The organism is Latilactobacillus sp. (assembly GCF_033176295.1).
Classification (GTDB): Bacteria; Bacillota; Bacilli; order Lactobacillales; family Lactobacillaceae; genus Latilactobacillus; species Latilactobacillus sakei.
On sequence record NZ_JAMQEX010000007.1, the window covers coordinates 72,070 to 92,334 of the forward strand.

Annotated in this window: 21 protein-coding genes and 1 other annotated feature; of the genes, 1 reads left to right on the top strand and 20 read right to left on the bottom strand. The window is 40.8% G+C overall.

Annotated features, from left to right (window positions below; genetic code table 11):
- Window positions 1-3 precede the first annotated feature (3 nt).
- The 7 genes from NDN60_RS05105 to NDN60_RS05135 are packed head-to-tail and all read right to left on the bottom strand — an operon-like array spanning window position 4 to window position 4,361.
- Window positions 4-735, bottom strand: a complete 732-nt coding sequence (locus tag NDN60_RS05105) for a class I SAM-dependent DNA methyltransferase (RefSeq protein WP_011375082.1) — start codon at window positions 733-735, stop codon at window positions 4-6.
- Window positions 732-1,091 carry a ribosome silencing factor gene (gene rsfS, locus NDN60_RS05110; RefSeq protein WP_011375083.1) on the bottom strand — a complete coding sequence of 120 codons (360 nt, stop codon included), beginning with the start codon at window positions 1,089-1,091 and terminating at the stop codon, window positions 732-734. The genes NDN60_RS05105 and rsfS overlap by 4 nt, the downstream gene beginning before the upstream one ends.
- Before the next feature lie 12 nt (window positions 1,092-1,103).
- A complete protein-coding gene (gene yqeK / locus NDN60_RS05115; protein ID WP_011375084.1) occupies window positions 1,104-1,706 on the bottom strand; it encodes a bis(5'-nucleosyl)-tetraphosphatase (symmetrical) YqeK in 603 nt (200 codons plus the stop codon).
- A complete protein-coding gene (locus tag NDN60_RS05120) occupies window positions 1,699-2,346 on the bottom strand; it encodes a nicotinate-nucleotide adenylyltransferase (RefSeq protein WP_011375085.1) in 648 nt (215 codons plus the stop codon). Before NDN60_RS05120 ends, yqeK begins: the two co-directional genes overlap by 8 nt.
- 15 nt (window positions 2,347-2,361) lie before the next feature.
- Window positions 2,362-2,679: a YhbY family RNA-binding protein gene (locus NDN60_RS05125; RefSeq protein WP_011375086.1), complete on the bottom strand. Its 318-nt coding sequence runs from the start codon at window positions 2,677-2,679 to the stop codon at window positions 2,362-2,364.
- 22 nt (window positions 2,680-2,701) lie between these two features.
- Window positions 2,702-3,838, bottom strand: a complete 1,137-nt coding sequence (gene yqeH, locus NDN60_RS05130) for a ribosome biogenesis GTPase YqeH (protein ID WP_011375087.1) — start codon at window positions 3,836-3,838, stop codon at window positions 2,702-2,704.
- Complete coding sequence (locus NDN60_RS05135; RefSeq protein ID WP_011375088.1) at window positions 3,831-4,361, bottom strand: YqeG family HAD IIIA-type phosphatase; 531 nt, start codon at window positions 4,359-4,361, stop codon at window positions 3,831-3,833. Before NDN60_RS05135 ends, yqeH begins: the two co-directional genes overlap by 8 nt.
- A gap of 196 nt (window positions 4,362-4,557) precedes the next feature.
- Here NDN60_RS05135 and NDN60_RS05140 point away from each other — a divergent pair, with 196 nt between their 5' ends.
- Window positions 4,558-5,493, top strand: a complete 936-nt coding sequence (locus NDN60_RS05140; RefSeq protein WP_011375089.1) for an NADP-dependent oxidoreductase — start codon at window positions 4,558-4,560, stop codon at window positions 5,491-5,493.
- Between the two features lie 75 nt (window positions 5,494-5,568).
- Here NDN60_RS05140 and rplT read toward each other — a convergent pair whose 3' ends face one another.
- The 13 genes from rplT to NDN60_RS05205 all read right to left on the bottom strand — a co-directional run bounded on the left by rplT (window position 5,569) and on the right by NDN60_RS05205 (window position 20,124).
- Entirely contained in the window at window positions 5,569-5,928 is a 360-nt protein-coding gene (gene rplT, locus NDN60_RS05145) for a 50S ribosomal protein L20 (RefSeq protein WP_011375090.1), read from the bottom strand.
- 84 nt (window positions 5,929-6,012) lie between these two features.
- Complete coding sequence (rpmI, locus tag NDN60_RS05150; protein WP_004265303.1) at window positions 6,013-6,213, bottom strand: 50S ribosomal protein L35; 201 nt, start codon at window positions 6,211-6,213, stop codon at window positions 6,013-6,015.
- 33 nt (window positions 6,214-6,246) lie between these two features.
- Complete coding sequence (gene infC / locus NDN60_RS05155; RefSeq protein ID WP_011375091.1) at window positions 6,247-6,750, bottom strand: translation initiation factor IF-3; 504 nt, start codon at window positions 6,748-6,750, stop codon at window positions 6,247-6,249.
- 56 nt (window positions 6,751-6,806) lie between these two features.
- Window positions 6,807-6,938 (bottom strand) — a sequence feature (ribosomal protein L20 leader region).
- Between the two features lie 66 nt (window positions 6,939-7,004).
- A complete protein-coding gene (locus NDN60_RS05160) occupies window positions 7,005-8,111 on the bottom strand; it encodes an alpha-hydroxy-acid oxidizing protein (RefSeq protein ID WP_099947708.1) in 1,107 nt (368 codons plus the stop codon).
- Window positions 8,112-8,407: 296 nt separating this feature from the next.
- Window positions 8,408-10,378 (bottom strand): threonine--tRNA ligase, encoded by a 1,971-nt coding sequence (gene thrS / locus NDN60_RS05165; RefSeq protein WP_099947709.1) that lies wholly within the window; start codon window positions 10,376-10,378, stop codon window positions 8,408-8,410.
- A 311-nt stretch (window positions 10,379-10,689) separates the two neighbouring features.
- Window positions 10,690-11,616: a primosomal protein DnaI gene (dnaI, locus tag NDN60_RS05170; protein WP_016265452.1), complete on the bottom strand. Its 927-nt coding sequence runs from the start codon at window positions 11,614-11,616 to the stop codon at window positions 10,690-10,692.
- Complete coding sequence (locus NDN60_RS05175) at window positions 11,616-12,995, bottom strand: replication initiation and membrane attachment family protein (protein ID WP_016265453.1); 1,380 nt, start codon at window positions 12,993-12,995, stop codon at window positions 11,616-11,618. Before NDN60_RS05175 ends, dnaI begins: the two co-directional genes overlap by 1 nt.
- 17 nt (window positions 12,996-13,012) lie before the next feature.
- Window positions 13,013-13,486, bottom strand: coding sequence for a transcriptional regulator NrdR (gene nrdR / locus NDN60_RS05180; protein WP_016265454.1), 474 nt, complete (start codon window positions 13,484-13,486; stop codon window positions 13,013-13,015).
- Window positions 13,487-14,034: 548 nt separating this feature from the next.
- Window positions 14,035-14,643: a dephospho-CoA kinase gene (coaE, locus tag NDN60_RS05185; protein ID WP_076632108.1), complete on the bottom strand. Its 609-nt coding sequence runs from the start codon at window positions 14,641-14,643 to the stop codon at window positions 14,035-14,037.
- Window positions 14,643-15,479, bottom strand: a complete 837-nt coding sequence (gene mutM, locus NDN60_RS05190) for a DNA-formamidopyrimidine glycosylase (RefSeq protein WP_056947267.1) — start codon at window positions 15,477-15,479, stop codon at window positions 14,643-14,645. The genes coaE and mutM overlap by 1 nt, the downstream gene beginning before the upstream one ends.
- Window positions 15,480-15,490: 11 nt before the next feature.
- The gene (gene polA / locus NDN60_RS05195; RefSeq protein WP_099947710.1) at window positions 15,491-18,151 is read right to left on the bottom strand and encodes a DNA polymerase I; all 2,661 of its coding nucleotides are present in this window, start codon (window positions 18,149-18,151) and stop codon (window positions 15,491-15,493) included.
- A gap of 122 nt (window positions 18,152-18,273) precedes the next feature.
- Window positions 18,274-18,765, bottom strand: coding sequence for a transcriptional regulator, SarA/Rot family (locus NDN60_RS05200; protein ID WP_076632110.1), 492 nt, complete (start codon window positions 18,763-18,765; stop codon window positions 18,274-18,276).
- Between the two features lie 468 nt (window positions 18,766-19,233).
- On the bottom strand, window positions 19,234-20,124 hold the full coding sequence (locus NDN60_RS05205) for a hypothetical protein (RefSeq protein WP_096584563.1): 891 nt from the start codon (window positions 20,122-20,124) through the stop codon (window positions 19,234-19,236).
- Window positions 20,125-20,265: the final 141 nt, after the last annotated feature.

Genomic DNA, 20,265 nt, shown 5'->3' on the forward strand with positions numbered 1-20,265 from the left:
CCTCTATTTAACCGCGCTGAAGAACCAACGAACACTGTCATCTTGAACCGCTTCTTGGCCAAAATCAGCGCTGACTTTAATTTGTTTAAAGCCGACCGTTTCTAAAGCCGCTACAAAGTCGGCCATTGGATACGTCCGTTCATGATGTAATTCGTTTAATTCTTGGTAACCACCAAGTTGTTCGTCCCAAACGAAGAAGGTTAAATCATGTTCAACTGAATGCGGCACTTCGCCTTCATAACTCGTCCACATAAAGGCCGTCTCTTCGGTCCGGTCATTATACATGAAACCGGGGAATAAAACGTCCATTTGATAGAGTGAATGCGCATCAAATAGGAATTGACCGCCCTCTGCCAGTTGTTGATAAACCTGTTTAAAGACTTGTTGGACCTGATCCAAATCTTGCATGTAGCAGATTGAATCGTCAAAACAAGTGATCGCATCAAATGTGCCCACCTCGCTAAGGTCTAACATGTCGCCTTGAAGTAATGGAAAACTCACGCCGGCTTCAGTCGCTTTTTCAGACGCAATAGTCAACATTTCGGTTGAAAGGTCCAAGCCAACAACGTCCAACCCGGCTTGTTTTAAAAGGATGGCTAAATCCCCGGCCCCACAAGCGAGCTCTAAAACGCGGTGTTGATTTTGCAACGTTTGTAATGTGTAATCGCGCCATTGGCCATATAATTCATGATCCATTAAGCGGTCATAGACCGTTGCGAAACTTTGGTAAATCATTCTTCCGTTAACCATTCTGAAACATCAACCATTGGTGCTTCATCCCATAGTTTTTCAAGGTTGTATAATGCACGTTCTTCTGGCATGAAGACGTTGATGACAAGGTCGCCAAAATCCATTAAGATCCAACGTGAACCTTTTTTACCTTCAATTTTCTTAACCATCAAACCAGCTTCTTCTTCAGCATCTTCAATAGCGTCCACAATGGCGTCTAATTGACGTTCTGAAGAACCAGTCATCATCACGAAATAATCAGCTAATAAACTGATCCCTTCCATGTTTAATGCCACAATATCTTCTGCTCTTTTACCGTCTGCTGCTTTAACAGCAATTTTTAATAAGTCTAAACTTTTCACTAATGTTCTCCTTTAATGGGCTTGAGTTGGCACCCAAGCATTGTATGTGTCAATTGTTTTAGGATAAATCTTCTTTTGCCCTTCAATTAAAAAGGTCAACGTATTTAAAATTTCAAACCGCACGCCAGCCGCTAAATCAGCGAAGGCAGTTTCCCGCGCTTGTACCACACCTGGAAAATCACGACCCGGTTCGATGAAGTCAGCGACAAATAAAATTTGATCGATGACTGTCATCTCTGGGGCACCAATTGTGTGGCGACGCACCGCGTTTAAAATTGTTTCATCGTGAATGCCTAAGTCACGTTCAATAAAGTAAGCACCGACGACACCGTGCCAAATTGCATTACCGTATTGTAACAATTCCGGATCAAAGCCAGCTTCATGAATCGCTTCAATAAAGACTTCATCTGGTAATTGCTTAGCATAATCATGGACCAAACCAGCAATCGCTGCCCGTTCAACATCAGCATGATTAAGCTCAGCAAGCTTAATCGCAGTTTCTTCAACGCGTAAACAATGTTGAAACCGGCTCTCAGATAAATTGGCAGCCACTTTTTGCGCTAGTTCTGCGCGTGAATACGGCACAATATTTTCTTGGTAAGTAAAATCACTCACGGTATAACCCTTCTTCCTCAATATAATCCGCCACTTTAGTCGGTACCAAGTAGCGAATTGAACAACTCTGTTGCACCTTATTGCGAATCTGAGTTGAACTAATATCGACAAGTGGTGCATCAACCCACAACACGGGATAAGGCGTGTCGCGACTGTAGCCTGTCCGTTGAATGCCAACAAACTGCACGAGTTGCACTAAGTCATCAATCCGGTGCCAAGTCGGTAAATAATCGACCATATCGCCACCGATGATGAAATAAAAATCCGTATTGGGATATTGTTTCTTTAACGCCACAATCGTGTCATACGTATAACTGACACCACCGCGTTCAATTTCAGCCATTGATAATTCAAAAAGTGGATTATCGGCAATCGCCCGTTTGACCATTTCAACGCGATGTTTGGCGGGTAACGTTTTTTTGGTATCGACATGTGGCGGGGTCGCATCCGGCATGAATAAAACTTTATCCAAACCTAATTGCGTCCCCACTTGTTCAGCCATGATGAGATGGCCTAAATGTGGTGGGTTAAAAGTGCCACCCATGATACCGACCTGTTGTCGTTGTTTATCTTCGACAACTAAGACAGACGGTTTTGACTCTGATACACCGTGCACTTTTTTTAATGTTGCATTTTGCATCTCATCACCGCCTTATTAACGTCCGAGCTTAGTAACAATCGTTGAAATTTTTTGGTATTTTTCTTTACGTGATGCCTTATAAATGACCAATGTCCGGCCAATTTTTTGGGCAATTTCAATCCGATTATCATGTTGCTTCAAGAAGTTGGCTAATTCATCAACCGTTACCTCTGTTGTTTGCAATAAATTAATCTTGATTAATTCTCGTTTTTCGATAGCTTCTTCGATTTGTTCGAAATAAGCTTCTGACAAACCATTCTTACCTAATTGGAATAATGGTTTTGTTGTTTGCGCTAATCCTCTAAGATAGTGCTTTTGTTTACCTGTTAACACGCGCGTTACTCCCTTCGCTAACCTAAATAAGTGCTTTTCTGATCATCACTGAAACGCCTTTTGGTGCGTACCCTGCGACAACCACATTTTCTGGTAATGTAATCCAGCCTAAACCGGCGAAGACTAAATCACTTTTTTCTTTTGTTGAAAATTCATAACGTTGTAAGTCTGGAAAATCCGCTAAGTCTTCTGGATGAGGTGGCTGTAATAAATCACCTAACTGTCTAACATAGAAATTATCCGCATTTTCTAATTTTGTTCTGTGGATGTAAAGTTCATTATCAAAGTAACCAACAAAACCGTGACGAGGCCCTTGAAGATAATCAAAACGTGCCAAGCCGCCTAAAAATAGCGTTTGTTGTTCATTTAATTGATAAACTTTAGGCTTGATTTGCTTTTGTGGGGCAATCAAACGAAGATCCTTATCATGTAAGTAATGCGCCATTTGTTGCGCGTGAATAATCCCTGGTGTATCAATTAAAGCATGATCATCTTCATATAATGGAATATCGATCCGATCCAACGTTGTTCCTGGGAATTGTGACGTTGTAATCACGTCGCTGTCCAAAATCCCAGTTTGTTTGATGATGCGGTTAATTAGCGTTGATTTACCAACGTTAGTTACCCCAACCACGTATACGTCGCGACCTTTTCGTTCCCGTTCGATAACTGCTAGTAAGTCATCGACTGAGTTCCCTTTTTTAGCGCTGACCAACATGGTTTCAATTGGATGTAAGCCATGTTCCTTGGCTTCTTTTTGAATCCAGTTGATGACGCGGTTAGGATTAAGGGCTGTTGGTAAGATATCGACCTTATTGCCGACCAAGATTACTGGGTTATCACCGATGAAACGGTGTAATCCGGGAATCAAGCTCCCGTTAAAGTCAAAGATATCCACAACGTTGACGATTAAAGCATCACTATCACCGATTTGGTTGAGTAACGCTAAAAAATCATCATCGTTTAACTTGATATCACTGATTTCATTATAATGGCGCAATCTGAAACAGCGTTGGCAATAAAGCTGACCCGTTTCCAATCCTTTTTTAAGGGCAGAATTAGGGGTATAGCCTAGTGCTTCCTTATCAGTCGTTTGAATCTGAGCACCGCAACCAATACAAAATAGTGCTTCTTCAGTCTGTTGTTGTTCTTCAGTCATTTAAATCCTCCCGCCAAGTTAAATCTGCGTGTTTTTTTAGTAGTTGTTGCATAATATATTTTTCAAAAAAGCGATTAATAGAAGTATTCCAAGCGTCACTATCAATAATTGGTTTCACTAAGATTGTCCGGACACCGGCAATATTGCCTGCGTGCATATCGGTAATCAATTGATCCCCAACCATCACCACTTCGTGACGTGATAAACCGAGTTGCTTCTTAGCTTTCACAATCCCAGTCGCCAATGGCTTATTAGCTCTGGCGATAAAAGGTAATTGTAATTCGGCCAACGCGTGTTGGACCCGTTGTTGATTATTATTTGAAACCACCATGACCGTAATCCCAGCGGCTTGCATTTGTGCTAACCATTCTTTGAGTTGCGGCGTGCCGTTTGGGTTATTCCAAGCAATTAAGGTGTTATCAAGATCCGTCAAAACGGCTTTAATGCCTTGTGCTTTGAGTTGTTCTGGTGTTAAGTCATAGATTGCATTAACCATCCAAGTTGGCTTAAAATTCTTTAGCATGCATTTGTCTCCTTTAATCTAGTCACTGACTAATTATAGGTTATTTAGTAATAAATTGCACCTTTACGAGGTTAATTATTTGCCCATTCTAATTGCTTTTCAATTTTCTCAACACTTTCTTCACAATCTAAGTCAAACTAATCGACATTTAAGCGCTTTTCTGGTACGTTTAAAGAAATTGAGAGGATGTGTTGTTATGGAAAAATTTGGGTTTAATCATTTTGGCGGACCGGATGTTTTTGAAACATTGAATCAATCGCAACCAGTGCCAAAGGCAAATCAAGTCTTGATTAAAGTACTCGCATTTGGGCTTAACCCTTACGATGTTGCCCTTAGAACCGGTTCACAACAAACAGTGCGTCCTTTACCAATGCCAATCGTCCCTGGGACAGATGTGGTTGGTGAAATTGTAATGCTTGGCGCAGACGTTACCGATTATCGTATTGGTGAACTAGTTATTAATCATCGTCCACTCGGCGGTTATAGCGAATTCGTCACAGCTTCAACCAACAAAATCATTCGCAAACCTGTCAGCCTCAGCATCGCTGAAGCTGCTGGTCTCGCAAGTGCTGGTATTACCGCTTATAACACGTTAATGCACTTTACGAACTTTAAACATGGCGATACAATCGCTATCATGGGCGCTAGCGGGGCTGTTGGGAGTTTACTCACTCAACTCAGCCTAGCTGCTCATTTAAACGTCATTGCAATTGCACACAGTTCAAACCTTGATTATTTACGATCATTTGGCGTTCAAGAAACAATCGCCTATGACCAATCAGGCGATTTAAGTCACTTTAAACAAACGGCCAAGATTGCTGTCAACCTCAGCCGCGATCCAAAATCAACTGAATTATTGAATGAACTTGTCCAACCAGATGGTTTCTTTGCAAGTACAACAATCATGCCAAGTGAAGCAGAACAAATGGCTGGTGTCACTTACCAATCTGTCTACCCTCGCCGTGACTATCCTGATTTAACAGCCCTTCAAGATTTAAGTGAACTTATTGATCAAGGCCTATTACACGTCACAGTCCTTGAAGAATTACCTTTCACACTTGAAGGCGTCATCAAAGGCCATCAACTTTTAGAAAGTCACCATGCACCAGGTAAAATCATCGTTTCCCGTTAAAAATAATGCAATTTATAAAGAAAGAGTCTCGAACAAAACGAAGTTTTGTCCCAGACTCTTTTTTGGTCTTATTAATTATTTGTTTAATGCAGCTTTAGCAGCTTCAACAACTGATGTGAATGCAGCAGCATCGTTAACAGCTAAGTCAGCTAACATCTTACGGTTCATGTCGATTTCAGCGACTCTTAAACCGTGCATTAATTGGCTGTATGACATATCGTTCATACGAGCAGCAGCGTTGATACGAGCAATCCATAACTTACGGAAGTCACGTTTACGTTGACGACGATCACGGAATGCGTAACGGTATGAAACCATTACTTGAGTATTTGCTGATTTGAATAATAAATGTTTAGCGCCGCGATAACCCTTGGCTAATTTTAAAATCTTTTTACGACGTTTGCGCGTCACTGTTCCACCTTTAACACGTGGCATAAGAATTTCCTCCTTGAATAACAAACAACGTCAAAGCGTTGTTGTAGTGATCTAATTTTTACTTGAATCCGAAAATGCTATGGCTTATTTAAGGCCTGATAACATTTGACGGATACGTCTCATATCGCTATTTGAAACCATTCCAGATTTTCTTAATTGACGACGTTGTTTCTTAGTCTTACCGTGGAAACGGTGACTTGTGTAGGCGTGGCTGCGTTTTAGGCCGCCATTACCTGTACGTTTAAAACGTTTTGCTGAAGCACGGTGTGTCTTAAATTTTGGCATGATATTTCCTCCTAATAAATCAGAAACAGATTTTTATTTTTGGTCCTTAAGCGGTTCTAACATTAAGAACATGCTACGGCCATCCATTTTAGGACGTGCTGTAACTTTAGCGATGTCCTCTGTTTCTTTAGCAAGTCTTTCTAATACACGTTGACCAATTTCTTTATGCGTAATTGCTCGGCCCTTGAAACGAATAGAAGCTTTCACTTTATCGCCCTTGCCAAGGAACTTACGTGCATTGTTCAACTTAGTATTAAAGTCATTTTGTTCAATTGTGGGACTAAGACGAACCTCTTTGAGGCTAATGGTTTTCTGCTTCTTACGAGCATCACGTTGTTTCTTTTGAAGCTCGAAACGGTACTTACCATAGTCCATAATACGAGCAACGGGTGGTTTTGCGTTTGGTGAAACCAAGACAACATCCATATTAGCTTGTTCAGCTAATGCAATTGCATCCTGTGTACTCTTGATACCAAGTTGTTCGCCATCTTGAGCAATCAAACGTAATTCTCGTGCACGAATACCATCGTTAACCATCAAATCTTTTGCTATGACTCTTCACCTCCATAAAATTTAGAGAGAAAATGCAGCTAAGCACCAAAAAAACGGCCCCTTCAACAGAAAGGCCCGCTATTCGATAACTTAATTCGTCCGAATTAGAAACTATCAGCCCAGAGACATCAAGTGTCTACTAAGGCGAGAAGCGGGAACTTCTGCTTTATTTCTCAACGAAAATAAGTATACTCGGTTTAAGTTTTAAAGTCAAGGTAATCCCAACTGATTTTCAGAAATTAATTACCATAGTGATTATCGATTAACTGTGTCGCTTTCACTTCATCAATATTATGCGTACCAGCAAGTTGCATAACGAGTTCTAATTCCTTTTGTAAATATTCAAAGACGTTCTTAACACCGATACTGCCACCTAATGCTAAACCATAGATTACAGGACGGCCAATTGCAACGATATCTGCTCCTTCTGCTAAGGCCTTGAAGACGTGTTGGCCACGACGAACCCCACTATCAAAGACGATTGGCACCCGTTTGTTAACGGCTTTTGCGACCACGTGTAATGAGTCAAAGGCTGCAGGGCCACCATCTAATTGACGACCGCCGTGATTTGAAACCCAAATTCCTTTAGCGCCTGCTTGAAGGGCGATTTCAACATCTTCTGCTGTTTGAACACCCTTCACAAAGACTGGTAAGTGGGTGTATTCAGAAATGAATTCAACATCCTTTGGATTCAAACGTTGTTTAGCTGACTTATAAACGGCGTCCATTGTTTGTCCGACACCTGTTTGATAGGCTTCAACAATTGGTAAGCCAACTGGGAATGTAAAATGATTACGTTTGTCAGTTTCACGATTACCACCAACGGTTGCGTCAGCTGTTAAAACAATTGCTTTCACGTTGTGGGCCATCGCTTCATCTAAGATTTTACGGTTAATATCATTGTCTTTACTCATATAAAGTTGGAACCATTGTGGGCCACCATCAGCTGCCGTTGCCATATCATCAATGCTTGCTGAAGCAAATGAACTCATGGTTAAGATTGAGCCGTATTCCGCCACCCCTTTGGCAGTTGCTGCTTCACCTTGTGTATTGACTAATTTGTGCGCTGCAACGGGTGCCATAATAATTGGTGACGTTAAGTGATCCCCAAAAATTTCGGTTGATGTATCTGGATTTTCAATGTCTTGTAAGACACGTGGTGCGATATATTTATGATTAAATGCTGTGATATTTTCATTAATGGTATAGAGGTCACCTGCACCACTATAGATATACCCAAAACCGCCCTTAGGGACAACTTTACCAGCGGCTTCCTCTAATTCATAGAGATTGATAATATCCAATGCTTTTTCTGCAGAACCTGCCATATATTTTTCAGTTGCCATAATAAAACCCCCATTAATTATCAATTATGAAATCGTTTACAACTATTATTATACCGCTTTTTTAATTGTGCACAACTAAAAGACGTAAAAAAAGGCGTTAAATCAAAATAAATTGATTTAACGCCTTTTTAAGGATGCTAATCCTCAGAAGCTACCCGCTTTGAACGCACTCTTTTTTGAAACGTGCTTTTACAACTTGATTCCTGCGCTTTGCGTCACCTATCAAATAAGCGGTAAATACCGCTTATTCGCTAGGCTGTGCAAATGCTCAGAATCAATCAGTTGTAACGCACTCTTTATAGATTAATCTTCTTTGTGTGTTGTTTGCCGTCTCGGCTATAGTTACCAACTTCTGCTACGATTGCGTTGATAAACATGTCTGAGGCTTCTTCAACCGCATTTTCTTCACCGTATTTACGGACAGAAACTGTTGCTTGTGCAAGTTCTTGATCCCCAACAACTAATGTATATGGAATCTTGCTTGTTTGGGCTTCACGAATCTTATAACCCATTTTTTCATTACGATCATCGATCCGAACACGTAAACCGCGTTTGATCATTTCATCTTTGATGTTTTTAGCGTAATCATAGTGAAGATCGTTCTTAACTGGAATGATAACAGCTTGTGTTGGTGCTAACCATGTTGGGAAAGCGCCCTTGTAGATTTCTGTTAAGTAAGCTGTGAAACGTTCCATTGTTGACACTAAACCACGGTGAATCATAACTGGACGATGCATTTCGCCATCTTCACCAACATAGTGTAGGTCAAAACGTTCTGGCAACATGAAGTCTAATTGGATTGTTGAAAGTGTTTCTTCATTCCCCATAGCCGTCTTTGTTTGAACGTCTAATTTAGGACCGTAGAAGGCAGCTTCGCCTTCAGCTTCGACATAGTCTAAGCCAAGATCATCCATAGCGCCCTTCAACATTGCTTGTGCTTTGTTCCACATTTCATCATCGTCGAAATATTTTTCTGTGTTAGCAGGATCGCGATAACTTAGACGGAATGTGTAATCATTGATGTTAAAGTCAGCATAAACATCGATCATTAGCCCTAAGATTGATTTAAATTCATCTTGAATTTGATCAGGACGAACGAATGTGTGACCATCATTTAAAGTCATTTCACGGACACGTTGTAAGCCCGAAAGTGCACCTGATTTTTCATAACGGTGCATCATACCAAGTTCAGCAATCCGAATTGGTAATTCACGGTATGAGCGTGGGTGATGTTTGTAAACTTGGATATGTGATGGGCAGTTCATTGGCCGTAATTCAAGCATTTCGCCATCGCCCATGTCCATTGGTGGGAACATGTCTTCACGATAGTGATCCCAGTGACCTGATTGTTTGTACAAGTCTAAGTTAGCCAAGATTGGTGTGTAAACATGTTCGTAACCATTAGCAACTTCTTTGTCAATGATGTAACGTTCAATTGAACGACGAATTGTAGCACCATTTGGTAACCAGTAAGGAAGGCCTGCGCCAACCTTAGGATCAACGAAGAATAAGTCTAATTGATTACCGATAACACGGTGATCTCGTTCCTTAGCTTCTTGACGACGTTTCAAATCAGCATCAAGTTCTTCTTGTTTAGGATAAGCTGTCCCGTAAATCCGTTGTAACATTTGGTTACTTGATTTACCTTGCCAATAAGCACCAGCAACTGATAATAATTCGAAGAATTTAACATCACTGACTTTACCTAACATTGGTGCTAAGCTAAAGTCTGAGTAGTCACCTAATTGGTAAACTAAAACTTGGTCAGCTTCAACTTCGTCTAATAAAGCAAGTTTATAAGTTTGGCCGGCAAATAATTTCTTAGCGTCATCTTTTGAAACACTGACACGTGAAATTGCTTCACCTGATTGGATTAATTTAGCCATTTCTGTTTTGATTTCTGGTAAATCTGTTACAGCAACTTGGCCAGCTTCATTATCTGTATCGTAATAGAAACCATCTTCAGTTGCCATTACTTCGCCAAATTGCATTTCTGGATAGTGTTGACTTAAAGTAGCAGCTAATACGAAAGCTGCAGTATGCCAAGTGGCAGTTAGGTTAACCGCTTGATCATCTTTAGTGATGATTTCGATTGCCCCGTCTTCCAAAAGTGGTTGTTGTAAATCAACCACTTCACCGTTAAATTTTCCGGCGATTGCCTTTTTTGCCAAGCTCGTACTGATTGATTTTGCAACGTCTAGTAAACTTGTTGCTTGCTCAAATGTTTTTTGAGCACCATCTGGAAAAGTTAATTGAATTTCTGCCATGCTTGAACACTCCTTCTTATTTTTGTAATCAACAATAAAAAAAGTCCCTGAGACGCATACAAATATGCACCTCAGGGACGAATTGATTTCGCGGTTCCACCCAGATTGAGAATCAAATGGTGATTCTCCAACTTTAAGCGTCTTTAACGGAAACGACCCGACTGACTTAAGCCTCTAGAAAGTGGTCAATTAAATGTCCTTATGAAAAACTTTCAGTTATGTTTTTCTCCCTGATCAATATTGCCATTTAAAAGGTATCTTTCATCGTTGATTGACTCTATTAAAACACTTAATCTGACTTTACGCAAGTATTAATTTGATTGCAAACGTCTATTTTGACCACTGACTTCAACCTCACGGGCTAAATAACGCACGCGTTGCATAATTCGACCAGCCTTCACCGGTTCTTCATCACCGCGTTGGCTAGTTGTTAAATGTTTCTCCAATTCGTTCATCGTAAAATTAGAGCTGAAGAAAGTCGCTAGTTGTTCTTGCATCCGGTATTGCAAAATAATGCCTAATACTTCATCCCGAACCCAAGCACTCAAGGCATCCGCACCGATATCATCAATCATTAAAATTGGTGCTTTTTTGATTTGGTTGACCTTTTCGAGGACGTTATTTTGGCCAATCGCATTTTTCATCTCAACTGCAAAGGTTGGGAAATGGATCAACGTCGTTTCAAAGCCTTGTAGTGCTAATTCATTAGCGATTGCACCCAGTAGATAAGTCTTACCAACACCAAACTGCCCGCTTAAATATAAGCCTTGATGAAAATCAGTGGGTGCTTGCCGATAAGCTTCGACAAACTTCAACGCTTCGATTAACGGCACTTGGCGCTCACTGGCATCATATTGTGCGAGACTCGCTTCGACGATGTCCTTAGGCATGTTAATCGACTTCACACGGGCCTTCAGTTCGGCTTGTGCGCGTTTTTGAACTAGATCCGCCGTTGGTTCATAACTAACATCGATAAAGTGGTTACTCAACACCAACTTAGGCGCATAGCCTGGTGCCAACGTTGTTTCACCGTTTAAAATTTTCTTTTTTTCATTGACGTATTCATAGATTTTAGCCGCACTGCGCGCCACTGTTTCTTGTGATAGGGCGGCCTGATTAGCCTGAATAAAGGCCTGCACATCAGGATCTTGCAAGGCTTCTTCAACCAATTTATTAAAGCGTTGATTCAGGCGTTGCCGGTTCATATAGTCGGTTAAATCTTTGCCCATATTTTCCATTATGATTCCCGCCCTTCACGGATTTTCTTGAGTAATTGATCAATTTCTTGCTGATCCGCCTTACTTGATGTGGTTTGTGGCGCTTGATAATCAGACTTGGCCCATTTAGGCACAGTTTCTTGCTTGGTCTTGGCTTGATAGCGCGGTTGTCGTTTAGTTTGTTTCGTTTCTTGTTTGGTTTGGAAATCACGGATTTGTAAAATGGCGTCAGCTGGCGTCTTAACCCCTTGTTGCGCCCATTGGTTGGCGATTCGATCTAACAAAGCTTGTGTTAGGCCCTCATACTGGCTAATAATATAAACCACTAAAATATTTAAAACATCGTTGTTAAAGATATAGCGATTTTGTAAGTCACGTAATGCGCGAATTTCATTTTTCGCCACAAAGCCATGATTTTTTTGCTTAAGATATTCCAAATAATCAACTGGTAAATACTGCTGACTTTCGGTTAACCACTGCATTTCTTTTTCATTAAAGCCGGCTTTTTGCCATTCTTTTTGTAGCGTCTCAAGCGGTTTTTTAGCCGGTTGTTCACTGTTATTTTGAACGCTATGTCGGCGCGTATAATTATTCAAAACGTTTTGTTCTAACGCATCCATATTGACCCGACTGTCGGCAACATCCATGGTGAGGCCGATTAAGCGTCCCAATTCCATTTCGTCTAATCCGTAAAAATAATGCAAATTAAATAATCGTTGCTCATTACGTAAAATTTCATCCGTATCGATTTGATTCTGTGCAACCACTTCTTGTAATAAAGCCCAATCAAAAGTGCGCAACTCAACTGACGTGAAACTTGGTTTTTGCGCCTTTTTTTGTTGATACGTACTTTGTGCCTCAGCAACTGCCGTAGGGGCCGTTGTTAAATGATCATTTTGAACGTGGAAGACCGTCAAGAAGTTCTTCGTGACCTCTTCGTATTCCTTAGAGCGCACTGGTTGTAGTTTAAAATGCTCTCTCAATTCAACAAACCGCTTCTCACCGACTGATTCGTATAAAATGACACTCAACAAATCATCATTGAAGAAAATATGTGGCTGCATTGGTGCGTATAATTCATACACCAGATTGCGGCCCGTATTGTTATTCTTCTGATAAGTCCGCATTAAACCTAACGCTTCTAACTTATTGCGCGCGTCATAAAAAGCCGGCAAATCAACCCCTAGTAAATTCAACAAGGTCGCATGCGTTTGGAAAGTCGTTTGACTCTTGGCCTGTGTTGATTGGCTCCATAACAAAAGATAGAGACTGTACGCGACAGCCCCCATCAGTGGTTGGTATAAATAGGTGACGACTGTTTGATCAAAATCGCTCAAATAGTTAGCTTTTGTCACCATAAACCCATCTTTAGGACTTAAATAATCAAATGCATCTGACATCCGCTAACTCCTTTCGACTAATCTTGGTCTTTAGCCTTTTCTTTTTTCATCATTTCTTGCAATTCCGCCATAAAAACATTCATGTCTTTAAATTGACGGTAGACACTAGCAAAACGAATGTAAGCAATCTCGTCGACACCTGGTAAAACGGCCATGACGTATTCGCCGACAGCTTGTGACGACACTTCGTTTTCGCCTAATGCCCTGATTTTATTTTCAACTTCATCAACAATTTCAGTCATTTGTTCCATCGTAACCGGTCGCTTTTCGGCAGCCCGGATTAAACCACGTAATAATTTATCGCGGTTAAACTCTTCACGGGTCCCATTTTTCTTAATGACTAATAACGGTGTTTGCTCCACCCTTTCAAAAGTTGTAAACCGGAATTGACAATTTTCGCATTCGCGACGACGCCGAATAACGCGTCCTTCATCTGTTGGTCGACTATCAATTACCCGTGAACTATTTTGATGGCAATGTGGACATAGCATAAAGACACCTTCTTATCTTTTAATTTAAGGAATATTAATTGTATTTTACTATTCTAAACAGACAGTATAATAATATTATAACATGACATGCAACAGAGTGCCTATCGCACCGGGTTACTTTTGAGCATTTACTGAGTGGTGTGAATAAGCGACACAGTCGATTGTTCGCACAACGTGGTAAAGCACAAAAAGTTGATGCGAGAGGCACGTTTTAACCAGCGTGCGTTACCAACCGGGTTGATTCTGAGGATTAGCAGCGTTAGGCGAATAACCGATGCAATCGGTTGTTTGACTGACATCGCTAACCACAGGAATCAGGTTGGTAGTCCACGTTTCAGAGTACTATCGCACCGGGTTACTTTTGCGCATATACGGAGTGGTGTGAATAGACCAAAAAAGGAGCTGGGGCAAAAGTAATTTTGTCTTCAGCTCCTTTTCGGTATCCGAACATTGGTGGTATAAACGTGTTCTATAAGTCATATCCTTCCGGTTAACCCTGAATGTCAAACGATTGCTTCCAGCAATCATTCACCATTCTGTGTTAATCCTCAGGACATACCCGACTTATGGCACACTCCTTCCAAAACTGTCTTTAATTGGGCTTTCAATTGATCCAGTGAACCTTGGTTATCAATCACAAAGTCTGCTCTGTCCCGTTTTTCAGCCAATGATGCTTGACTGTTAATCCGTTTCAAAGCATCTTCGCGACTTAACTGGTTCCGCGCCATTAATCGCGCTAATTGTTTTTCAACCGGCAAATAAACGACTAACACCCCGTCGCAAACCGTTTCGTAGTGCTGTTCATATAACAACGGTAAGTCCAAAACAACTAGCGGTACTTGGTGCGCTTTGGCCTGAGCCATCTCGGTCATAATCGTCTCCCGAATGACCGGTGCTGTAATCGCGTTGAGTTGCGCCAAGGCAGCTTGATTACCAAAGACCAATTTGCCCAAAGCTGCCCGATCGACCTGACCATCTTGTACAAGCTGCTTCCCAAAAGTGGCTTGAATTTGTGCTTGAACGCTTTGATTATTAGCCAACACTTGGTGTGCGACTTGATCCCCATCAATAATAGGAATACCTTGTTGCGCTAGCATTTGCGAAACTGTTGTTTTACCGGTAGCAATACCACCCGTTAAGCCTAGGAAATAAGTCATTATTTTGCATTCCTTTTAATCTGACACTTTGGACAAAAATGCGTCCCCCGCTGTGCCACTTTAATTTTCTCGATGGGTGTCCCACATCGTTCGCAAGGAACCCCTTTTTTGCCGTAAACACGCAGCATTTCTTGGAAGGCGCCAGCATGACCGGTCGCGTTCAAGAACGTGTTAACCGTTGTCCCACCATGATTAATCGCTAGTTCTAATTCAGCAATAATCTCATCGTGGAGGCGATCCGTTTCAGCACGCGTCAAGTCATTGGCTGGTGTTTCTGGATGAATATGGCTTAACCACAACGTTTCATCGACATAAATATTGCCTAGACCGGTCACAACCTTTTGATCCAATAATAATGGCTTGATAGCTTTGTGATGTTTTTGCAACCGTTGATAGAAGTCCGCCTTTAAAAAGGTCGTCGGTGTTGGTTCCGGCCCTAGGTCCTTCAAGCCAGCTACCGTATTTTCCTGACCGGTCTCAATCAACTGCATCCGCCCAAACTTCCGCGTATCTAGGTAACGCATCTGTTGCCCATCCGTGAATTCAAAAATCACGTGCGTATGTTTGGAAATCGGTGCCTCCTTGGCGACCACTTCATACTTACCTTCCATTCGCAGATGGCTGACAACAGTTAGCTGTTCTCCAAAACGAATCAGTAAATATTTCCCCCGCCGATCAACAGCTGTAATCTGTTGGCCCACTAATCCAGCAGTAAAGACTTCATCTGGATTAACAATGATTTTCGACCAGCGAATATCGATTGCTGAAACAGTTTTACCAACCGCTAAGGTTTCAAGTCCCCGGCGGACATTTTCGACTTCTGGTAATTCAGGCATTTTCCGTCACCTTATTTCTTAATATCGTACCAAGTTGGGCCAAAACCACTTTCGACCTTCAATGGCACCGCTAATTTAACGGCTGAATCCATCACACTTGGGACTAATTTTTGTAAGATTGGTATTTCTTCAGTTGGTGCTTCAAAAATCAATTCATCATGTACTTGTAATAACATTCTGGCTTGCAAGTTCGCCTTCTTCAATTCTTGTTGCATTAAAATCATCGCCACCTTGATAATATCCGCAGCACTACCTTGAATTGGCGTATTCATCGCTGTCCGTTCTGCAAAAGAACGGAGGTTAAAGTTCTTAGCGTGAATATCTGGTAAATAACGACGACGGTGGAAAAGCGTTTCGACATAGCCTTCTTCACGCGCTTTTTTAACAATATCAACCATGAATTGTTGGACACCTGGATATTGTTCGAAATAAGCGTCGATAAAACGTTTGGCTTCTTGCCGCGAAATGCCGATATTTTGAGATAAGCCATAATCGCTAATCCCGTAAACAATCCCGAAATTCGTAGCTTTAGCTTGGCGCCGCATATCTGGTGTCACTTCATCGGCACTATTTAAACCAAAGATCTTCATCGCTGTATTTGCATGAATATCCCGGTCTTCTTTAAAGGCTTCTTGCATGTTGGCATCCCCTGAGATGTGTGCTAATACTCGTAATTCGATTTGCGAGTAATCAGAAGCAAACATTTGCCAGTCTGGGTGACTTGGAACAAAGGCTTGGCGAATCTTGCGGCCTTCTGCCAAACGAACTGGAATGTTTTGTAGGTTAGGATCAACCGACGATAAACGGCCAGTTTGCGTCAAGGTTTGTAAGTAACGCGTATGGACCTTATTATCTTGATGGATTGATTTCAATAACCCTTCGACATACGTTGATTGAATCTTGGCAATTTGACGATAATCCAAAATTGTTTGGACAATTGGTGCATCCTTCCGTAATTGTTCAAGTACATCAACAGCGGTTGAATAGCCCGTCTTCGTCTTCTTAATCACTGGTAAGCCCATTTTTTCAAATAAAATAACGCCCAGTTGCTTAGGTGAGTTAATGTTGAAGGTTTCGCCAGCTTCAGCGTAAACTTTTCCTTCCAAGATCTTCAAGGTTTGGCTGAATTCTGACCCCATTTGTTGGAGACGACTGGCATCGACCCGAATCCCGGTTATTTCCATTTGCGCCAATACAAGGGCCAATGGTAATTCCATATCCGTAAAGAGATCGAATTGTTGATGTTCCTTCAATTGTTCTTCAAGTTGTGGTTGTAAATGATAAATGGCTGCCGCTTTTTGAACCAAATGTTGATACAACAAAGCTGGCTCAGTTGGAACAGCCCGTTTAGCACCTTTCCCATAAACGGCCTCGTCTGTTTGCACATTTTGATACTCGTGTAAATTAGCGACCGTCCCTAAATCGTTGCTGTTATTCGTCGTATTCAATAAATAAGATGCTAATAATAAATCAAAATTAACGCCCGCTAAATGAACACCTAATCGATTAGCTGCGACTTGCGTCCGTTTGACATCGAAGACTGCTTTAGGATGACTCGCATCTTCCAACCAATCCTTCAATACTGGTTCAGCTAGTAGTGCAACATCATCACTGACATACCAATGATCTGGTGCGCCGATATAAAAACCAATTAAATCGGCTGTGTGATAATTATCGGTTAACATTTCAACCCCGAAGGCAACCGGTGTTTTAATCGCTTGAACGGTTTCTAAATTATCCAACGTCAAAACAGTATATTGATAGTTTTCCGCCGGTTCAACCGCTTCTGGTGTCACGTTCAATTGCTTTAAAAAGTTTTGAAAGTTCATTTCTTGATAAAAAGCAATCAACGTATCGATGTTGGGACCTTCATACGTGATGTCCGCTAACGTCGTTTCGATCGGTGCATCCCGTAAAATTGTCGCCAATTTTTTGCTCATAAAGGCTTGATCACGATCTTCAATCAGATGTTCCTTCATCTTACTCTTTTTCATTGCATCGACATTTTCGTAGACCCCTTCGATGCTCCCAAATTCCGTTAAGAGTTTCAGCGCTGTCTTCTCGCCGACCTTTGTGACACCCGGATAATTATCAGAAGTGTCGCCCATCAAACCTTTTAAGTCTACGATTTGACTAGGTGCTAAGCCTAATTTTTCTTTGACGTGTGCTGGCGTGTAGGCTTCTGTATCGTTGACACCTTTGACCGTGATGTTGACAGTCGTTTTGTCCGTCGTTAACTGGGTTAAATCGCGATCTCCTGTTACAATATTGACGACAAAGCCGTCTTGTTCTGCTTGGCAGGCTAACGTCCCGATAATATCATCAGCTTCATAGTTCGCTAATTCAGCCGTCTGAATGCCATAAGCGTGCAATAGTTCCTTGATATATGGAAACTGTTCCGTCAATTCTGGTGGTGTCTTAGAACGCCCACCCTTATAATCGGCAAATTGTGCCGTTCTAAAAGTTGTTTTGCCCGCATCAAAGGCCACTAAAACATGTGTTGGTTCAAATCGTTTCAAGATAATATCGAGCATATTTTTAAACGCATAAATGGCGTTGGTATGTAACCCATCTTGATTGGTAAAACTATCTAACACTTGGTGCATCGCGTAAAAAGCCCGGAATGCCACACTATTACCATCAATTAATAATAAACTTTTTTGAGAACCCATCGTGTTCCTCCTAAATTCGTAAAGTCGCTTCCTCTATTCTAACAAAGAAAAGCAAGAGCGGATACTGATTTGACCGTACAAAAAAAGGAATCTGGTAAAAAAGTTACCAAGATTCCTTTACTTTATTTTGCTTCTGGCCGATTAAGGTTCATTGACACCATTCGTTCAAAGATTTCTTTACTTTGACCGATAGTAGCATCCACTTTATCCTTGCCCACTTCGTTTTTAAGATCGTTGTATAGATCTAAATAGTAGTAAAGCAAGTGATTGTAAACTTGTAATCCTTTTTCAGTTAAATGTACCCGACGAATCCGTTGATCTTTTTCATCTGATTGTTCAGCGATAAAAGCCATCTTTCGTAATGAACGACATTGGCGTGAAATCGCAGAACGACTAACTTGCATCTTATCTGCTAAAGCACTATTAGTTGTTTCGTTATTGTTATTCTTAATCTCGTGCATCACTAAGAATTGATCAAATGATAATCCATATTTTTGACTTTCTCGGTTCATCGATTCGCTCAAATTATTGATGAGCCAACGATATAATCCTGCGAATTCCATAAAATCGGACCATGAATCACCGATTAGGTCGGACTTATTAGTTGCATCCATGTTTTTCCTCCTATATGTCACTGCCTCGCCACTCATCCATAACTAAGACAACTTACCACAATCTGTTCACTTACTTTAAATAAATAAAAATAAAGTAATCAAAACATAATTTATTCATCTTATACTATGAATTCAGTTGATTAAGCAACATTCCTTTAATTAAACTTCAACTCACTATGACTTAAAGCGTTATAAACAGTTTATAGTATTAAAAACTATATTTCAACCAATTTCCCTCAACTTAATAAAAAGATTAGTGTCGTTGACTATTTTGAGCATTATCCACTTTAATATTTAGCAACAATATCAATATTTTTATAATTATTAATAATTGCGTCAAAAAATCATATCTGATTTGATATGATTTAAGCCAGTTCCTTGTTCAATAGCGGGTTAATAAACCATACTAGTTATCTTCTAACAACTAAATATAATATTAATATTTTTATTTTAACCATCAATAACTAACTAGACTTCATTAGGAAGCGTCACAGTAAAAGCAAGAACCTGATGGGTCAAATCCCACAAATTAACTGTAATCGATTGGGGGATAAGGCCATCAGTATCATAGTGACAGCTAGCTTCATATTTGAATTCGGTTTCAGCTTGCTTTTTGCTCAAAATAATTCGTGTGGCTAATTGTTCAAAATCGTCTAACGAATAATGCGTCCCTACTGGTTCCCCTGGCACTTGAACATTATTTAGGACCAAGCGATAATGGTTATTTTGATAAATGCTATACAATTGATTTACCCGTGCTTGATTACTCATCATCAAGTAATTCATTTGGGGGCGATCACCATGATTCAAATGTGCTGTACCAGTAAATAATAACCCATCAATATTATCGCCTTCTGAAAGCGTAAAACGAAAAGGCAACAAATGTGTGCGATGATACAAATTAATTTTTTGTCCAGCTACCTTTACATAGTCGTGGCTCACTAAATCATAACCTGGCGTGTAAGCCCGTTTACGCTGTTCATCACTGCGCTTAACGATACCGGTTTGAACCATTGCTTGCCGAGCCCTTAACATGCCGGTCGTCAGAAGCGCAATGGCCCCAATAGGTCGTCCTTGTGGCATTTCAGCGACCAATACATCACCAAGGACACCAGGTTTATCTAATTGATTCATGGTCTGTTCAAAATGAGCTGCTGTTATGTAGCGATACTTGACTTGCGCGCTATCCAAAAGTGCTTGGTTCTGGCTAGTATCATCCACTTCATCCTGGCCACTGTGATGGCGTACAAATTGGTATAGTGCATAACCTAACCAAATGACGGCCGCAGCCTCCATTAAGGGTTGCTGCCACCATTTCCCAAGGTTATACAAAAGCAGCATTCCTAAATATTTTTTCATCAACTATCCTTTTAAACGAGATTATAAGCCTTAAAATAAATCCCCAAATTGCAAGAACAAATTAGCCACACGATAAATCCTATTAAATCAGTATTTTCATTAATATTCATATTTTATGGACTTAACTTAACCGGCGGAAGC

What these genes read in the sequence shown, in the direction of transcription:
- mutM (WP_056947267.1), bottom strand. Translation starts at nt 15,479, where the DNA reads ATGCCTGAATTACCAGAAGTCGAAAATGTCCGCCGGGGACTTGAAACC.
- NDN60_RS05160 (WP_099947708.1), bottom strand. Translation starts at nt 8,111, where the DNA reads ATGGCAACTGAAAAATATATGGCAGGTTCTGCAGAAAAAGCATTGGAT.
- polA (WP_099947710.1), bottom strand. Translation starts at nt 18,151, where the DNA reads ATGGGTTCTCAAAAAAGTTTATTATTAATTGATGGTAATAGTGTGGCA.
- rpmI (WP_004265303.1), bottom strand. Translation starts at nt 6,213, where the DNA reads ATGCCAAAATTTAAGACACACCGTGCTTCAGCAAAACGTTTTAAACGT.
- NDN60_RS05175 (WP_016265453.1), bottom strand. Translation starts at nt 12,995, where the DNA reads ATGTCAGATGCATTTGATTATTTAAGTCCTAAAGATGGGTTTATGGTG.
- yqeH (WP_011375087.1), bottom strand. Translation starts at nt 3,838, where the DNA reads ATGACTGAAGAACAACAACAGACTGAAGAAGCACTATTTTGTATTGGT.
- infC (WP_011375091.1), bottom strand. Translation starts at nt 6,750, where the DNA reads ATGGTTAACGATGGTATTCGTGCACGAGAATTACGTTTGATTGCTCAA.
- thrS (WP_099947709.1), bottom strand. Translation starts at nt 10,378, where the DNA reads ATGGCAGAAATTCAATTAACTTTTCCAGATGGTGCTCAAAAAACATTT.
- NDN60_RS05105 (WP_011375082.1), bottom strand. Translation starts at nt 735, where the DNA reads ATGATTTACCAAAGTTTCGCAACGGTCTATGACCGCTTAATGGATCAT.
- NDN60_RS05205 (WP_096584563.1), bottom strand. Translation starts at nt 20,124, where the DNA reads ATGAAAAAATATTTAGGAATGCTGCTTTTGTATAACCTTGGGAAATGG.
- nrdR (WP_016265454.1), bottom strand. Translation starts at nt 13,486, where the DNA reads ATGCTATGTCCACATTGCCATCAAAATAGTTCACGGGTAATTGATAGT.
- dnaI (WP_016265452.1), bottom strand. Translation starts at nt 11,616, where the DNA reads ATGGAAAATATGGGCAAAGATTTAACCGACTATATGAACCGGCAACGC.
- coaE (WP_076632108.1), bottom strand. Translation starts at nt 14,643, where the DNA reads ATGACTTATTTCCTAGGCTTAACGGGTGGTATTGCTACCGGTAAAACA.
- NDN60_RS05140 (WP_011375089.1), top strand. Translation starts at nt 4,558, where the DNA reads ATGGAAAAATTTGGGTTTAATCATTTTGGCGGACCGGATGTTTTTGAA.
- NDN60_RS05120 (WP_011375085.1), bottom strand. Translation starts at nt 2,346, where the DNA reads ATGCAAAATGCAACATTAAAAAAAGTGCACGGTGTATCAGAGTCAAAA.
- rplT (WP_011375090.1), bottom strand. Translation starts at nt 5,928, where the DNA reads ATGCCACGTGTTAAAGGTGGAACAGTGACGCGCAAACGTCGTAAAAAG.
- NDN60_RS05200 (WP_076632110.1), bottom strand. Translation starts at nt 18,765, where the DNA reads ATGGATGCAACTAATAAGTCCGACCTAATCGGTGATTCATGGTCCGAT.
- NDN60_RS05135 (WP_011375088.1), bottom strand. Translation starts at nt 4,361, where the DNA reads ATGCTAAAGAATTTTAAGCCAACTTGGATGGTTAATGCAATCTATGAC.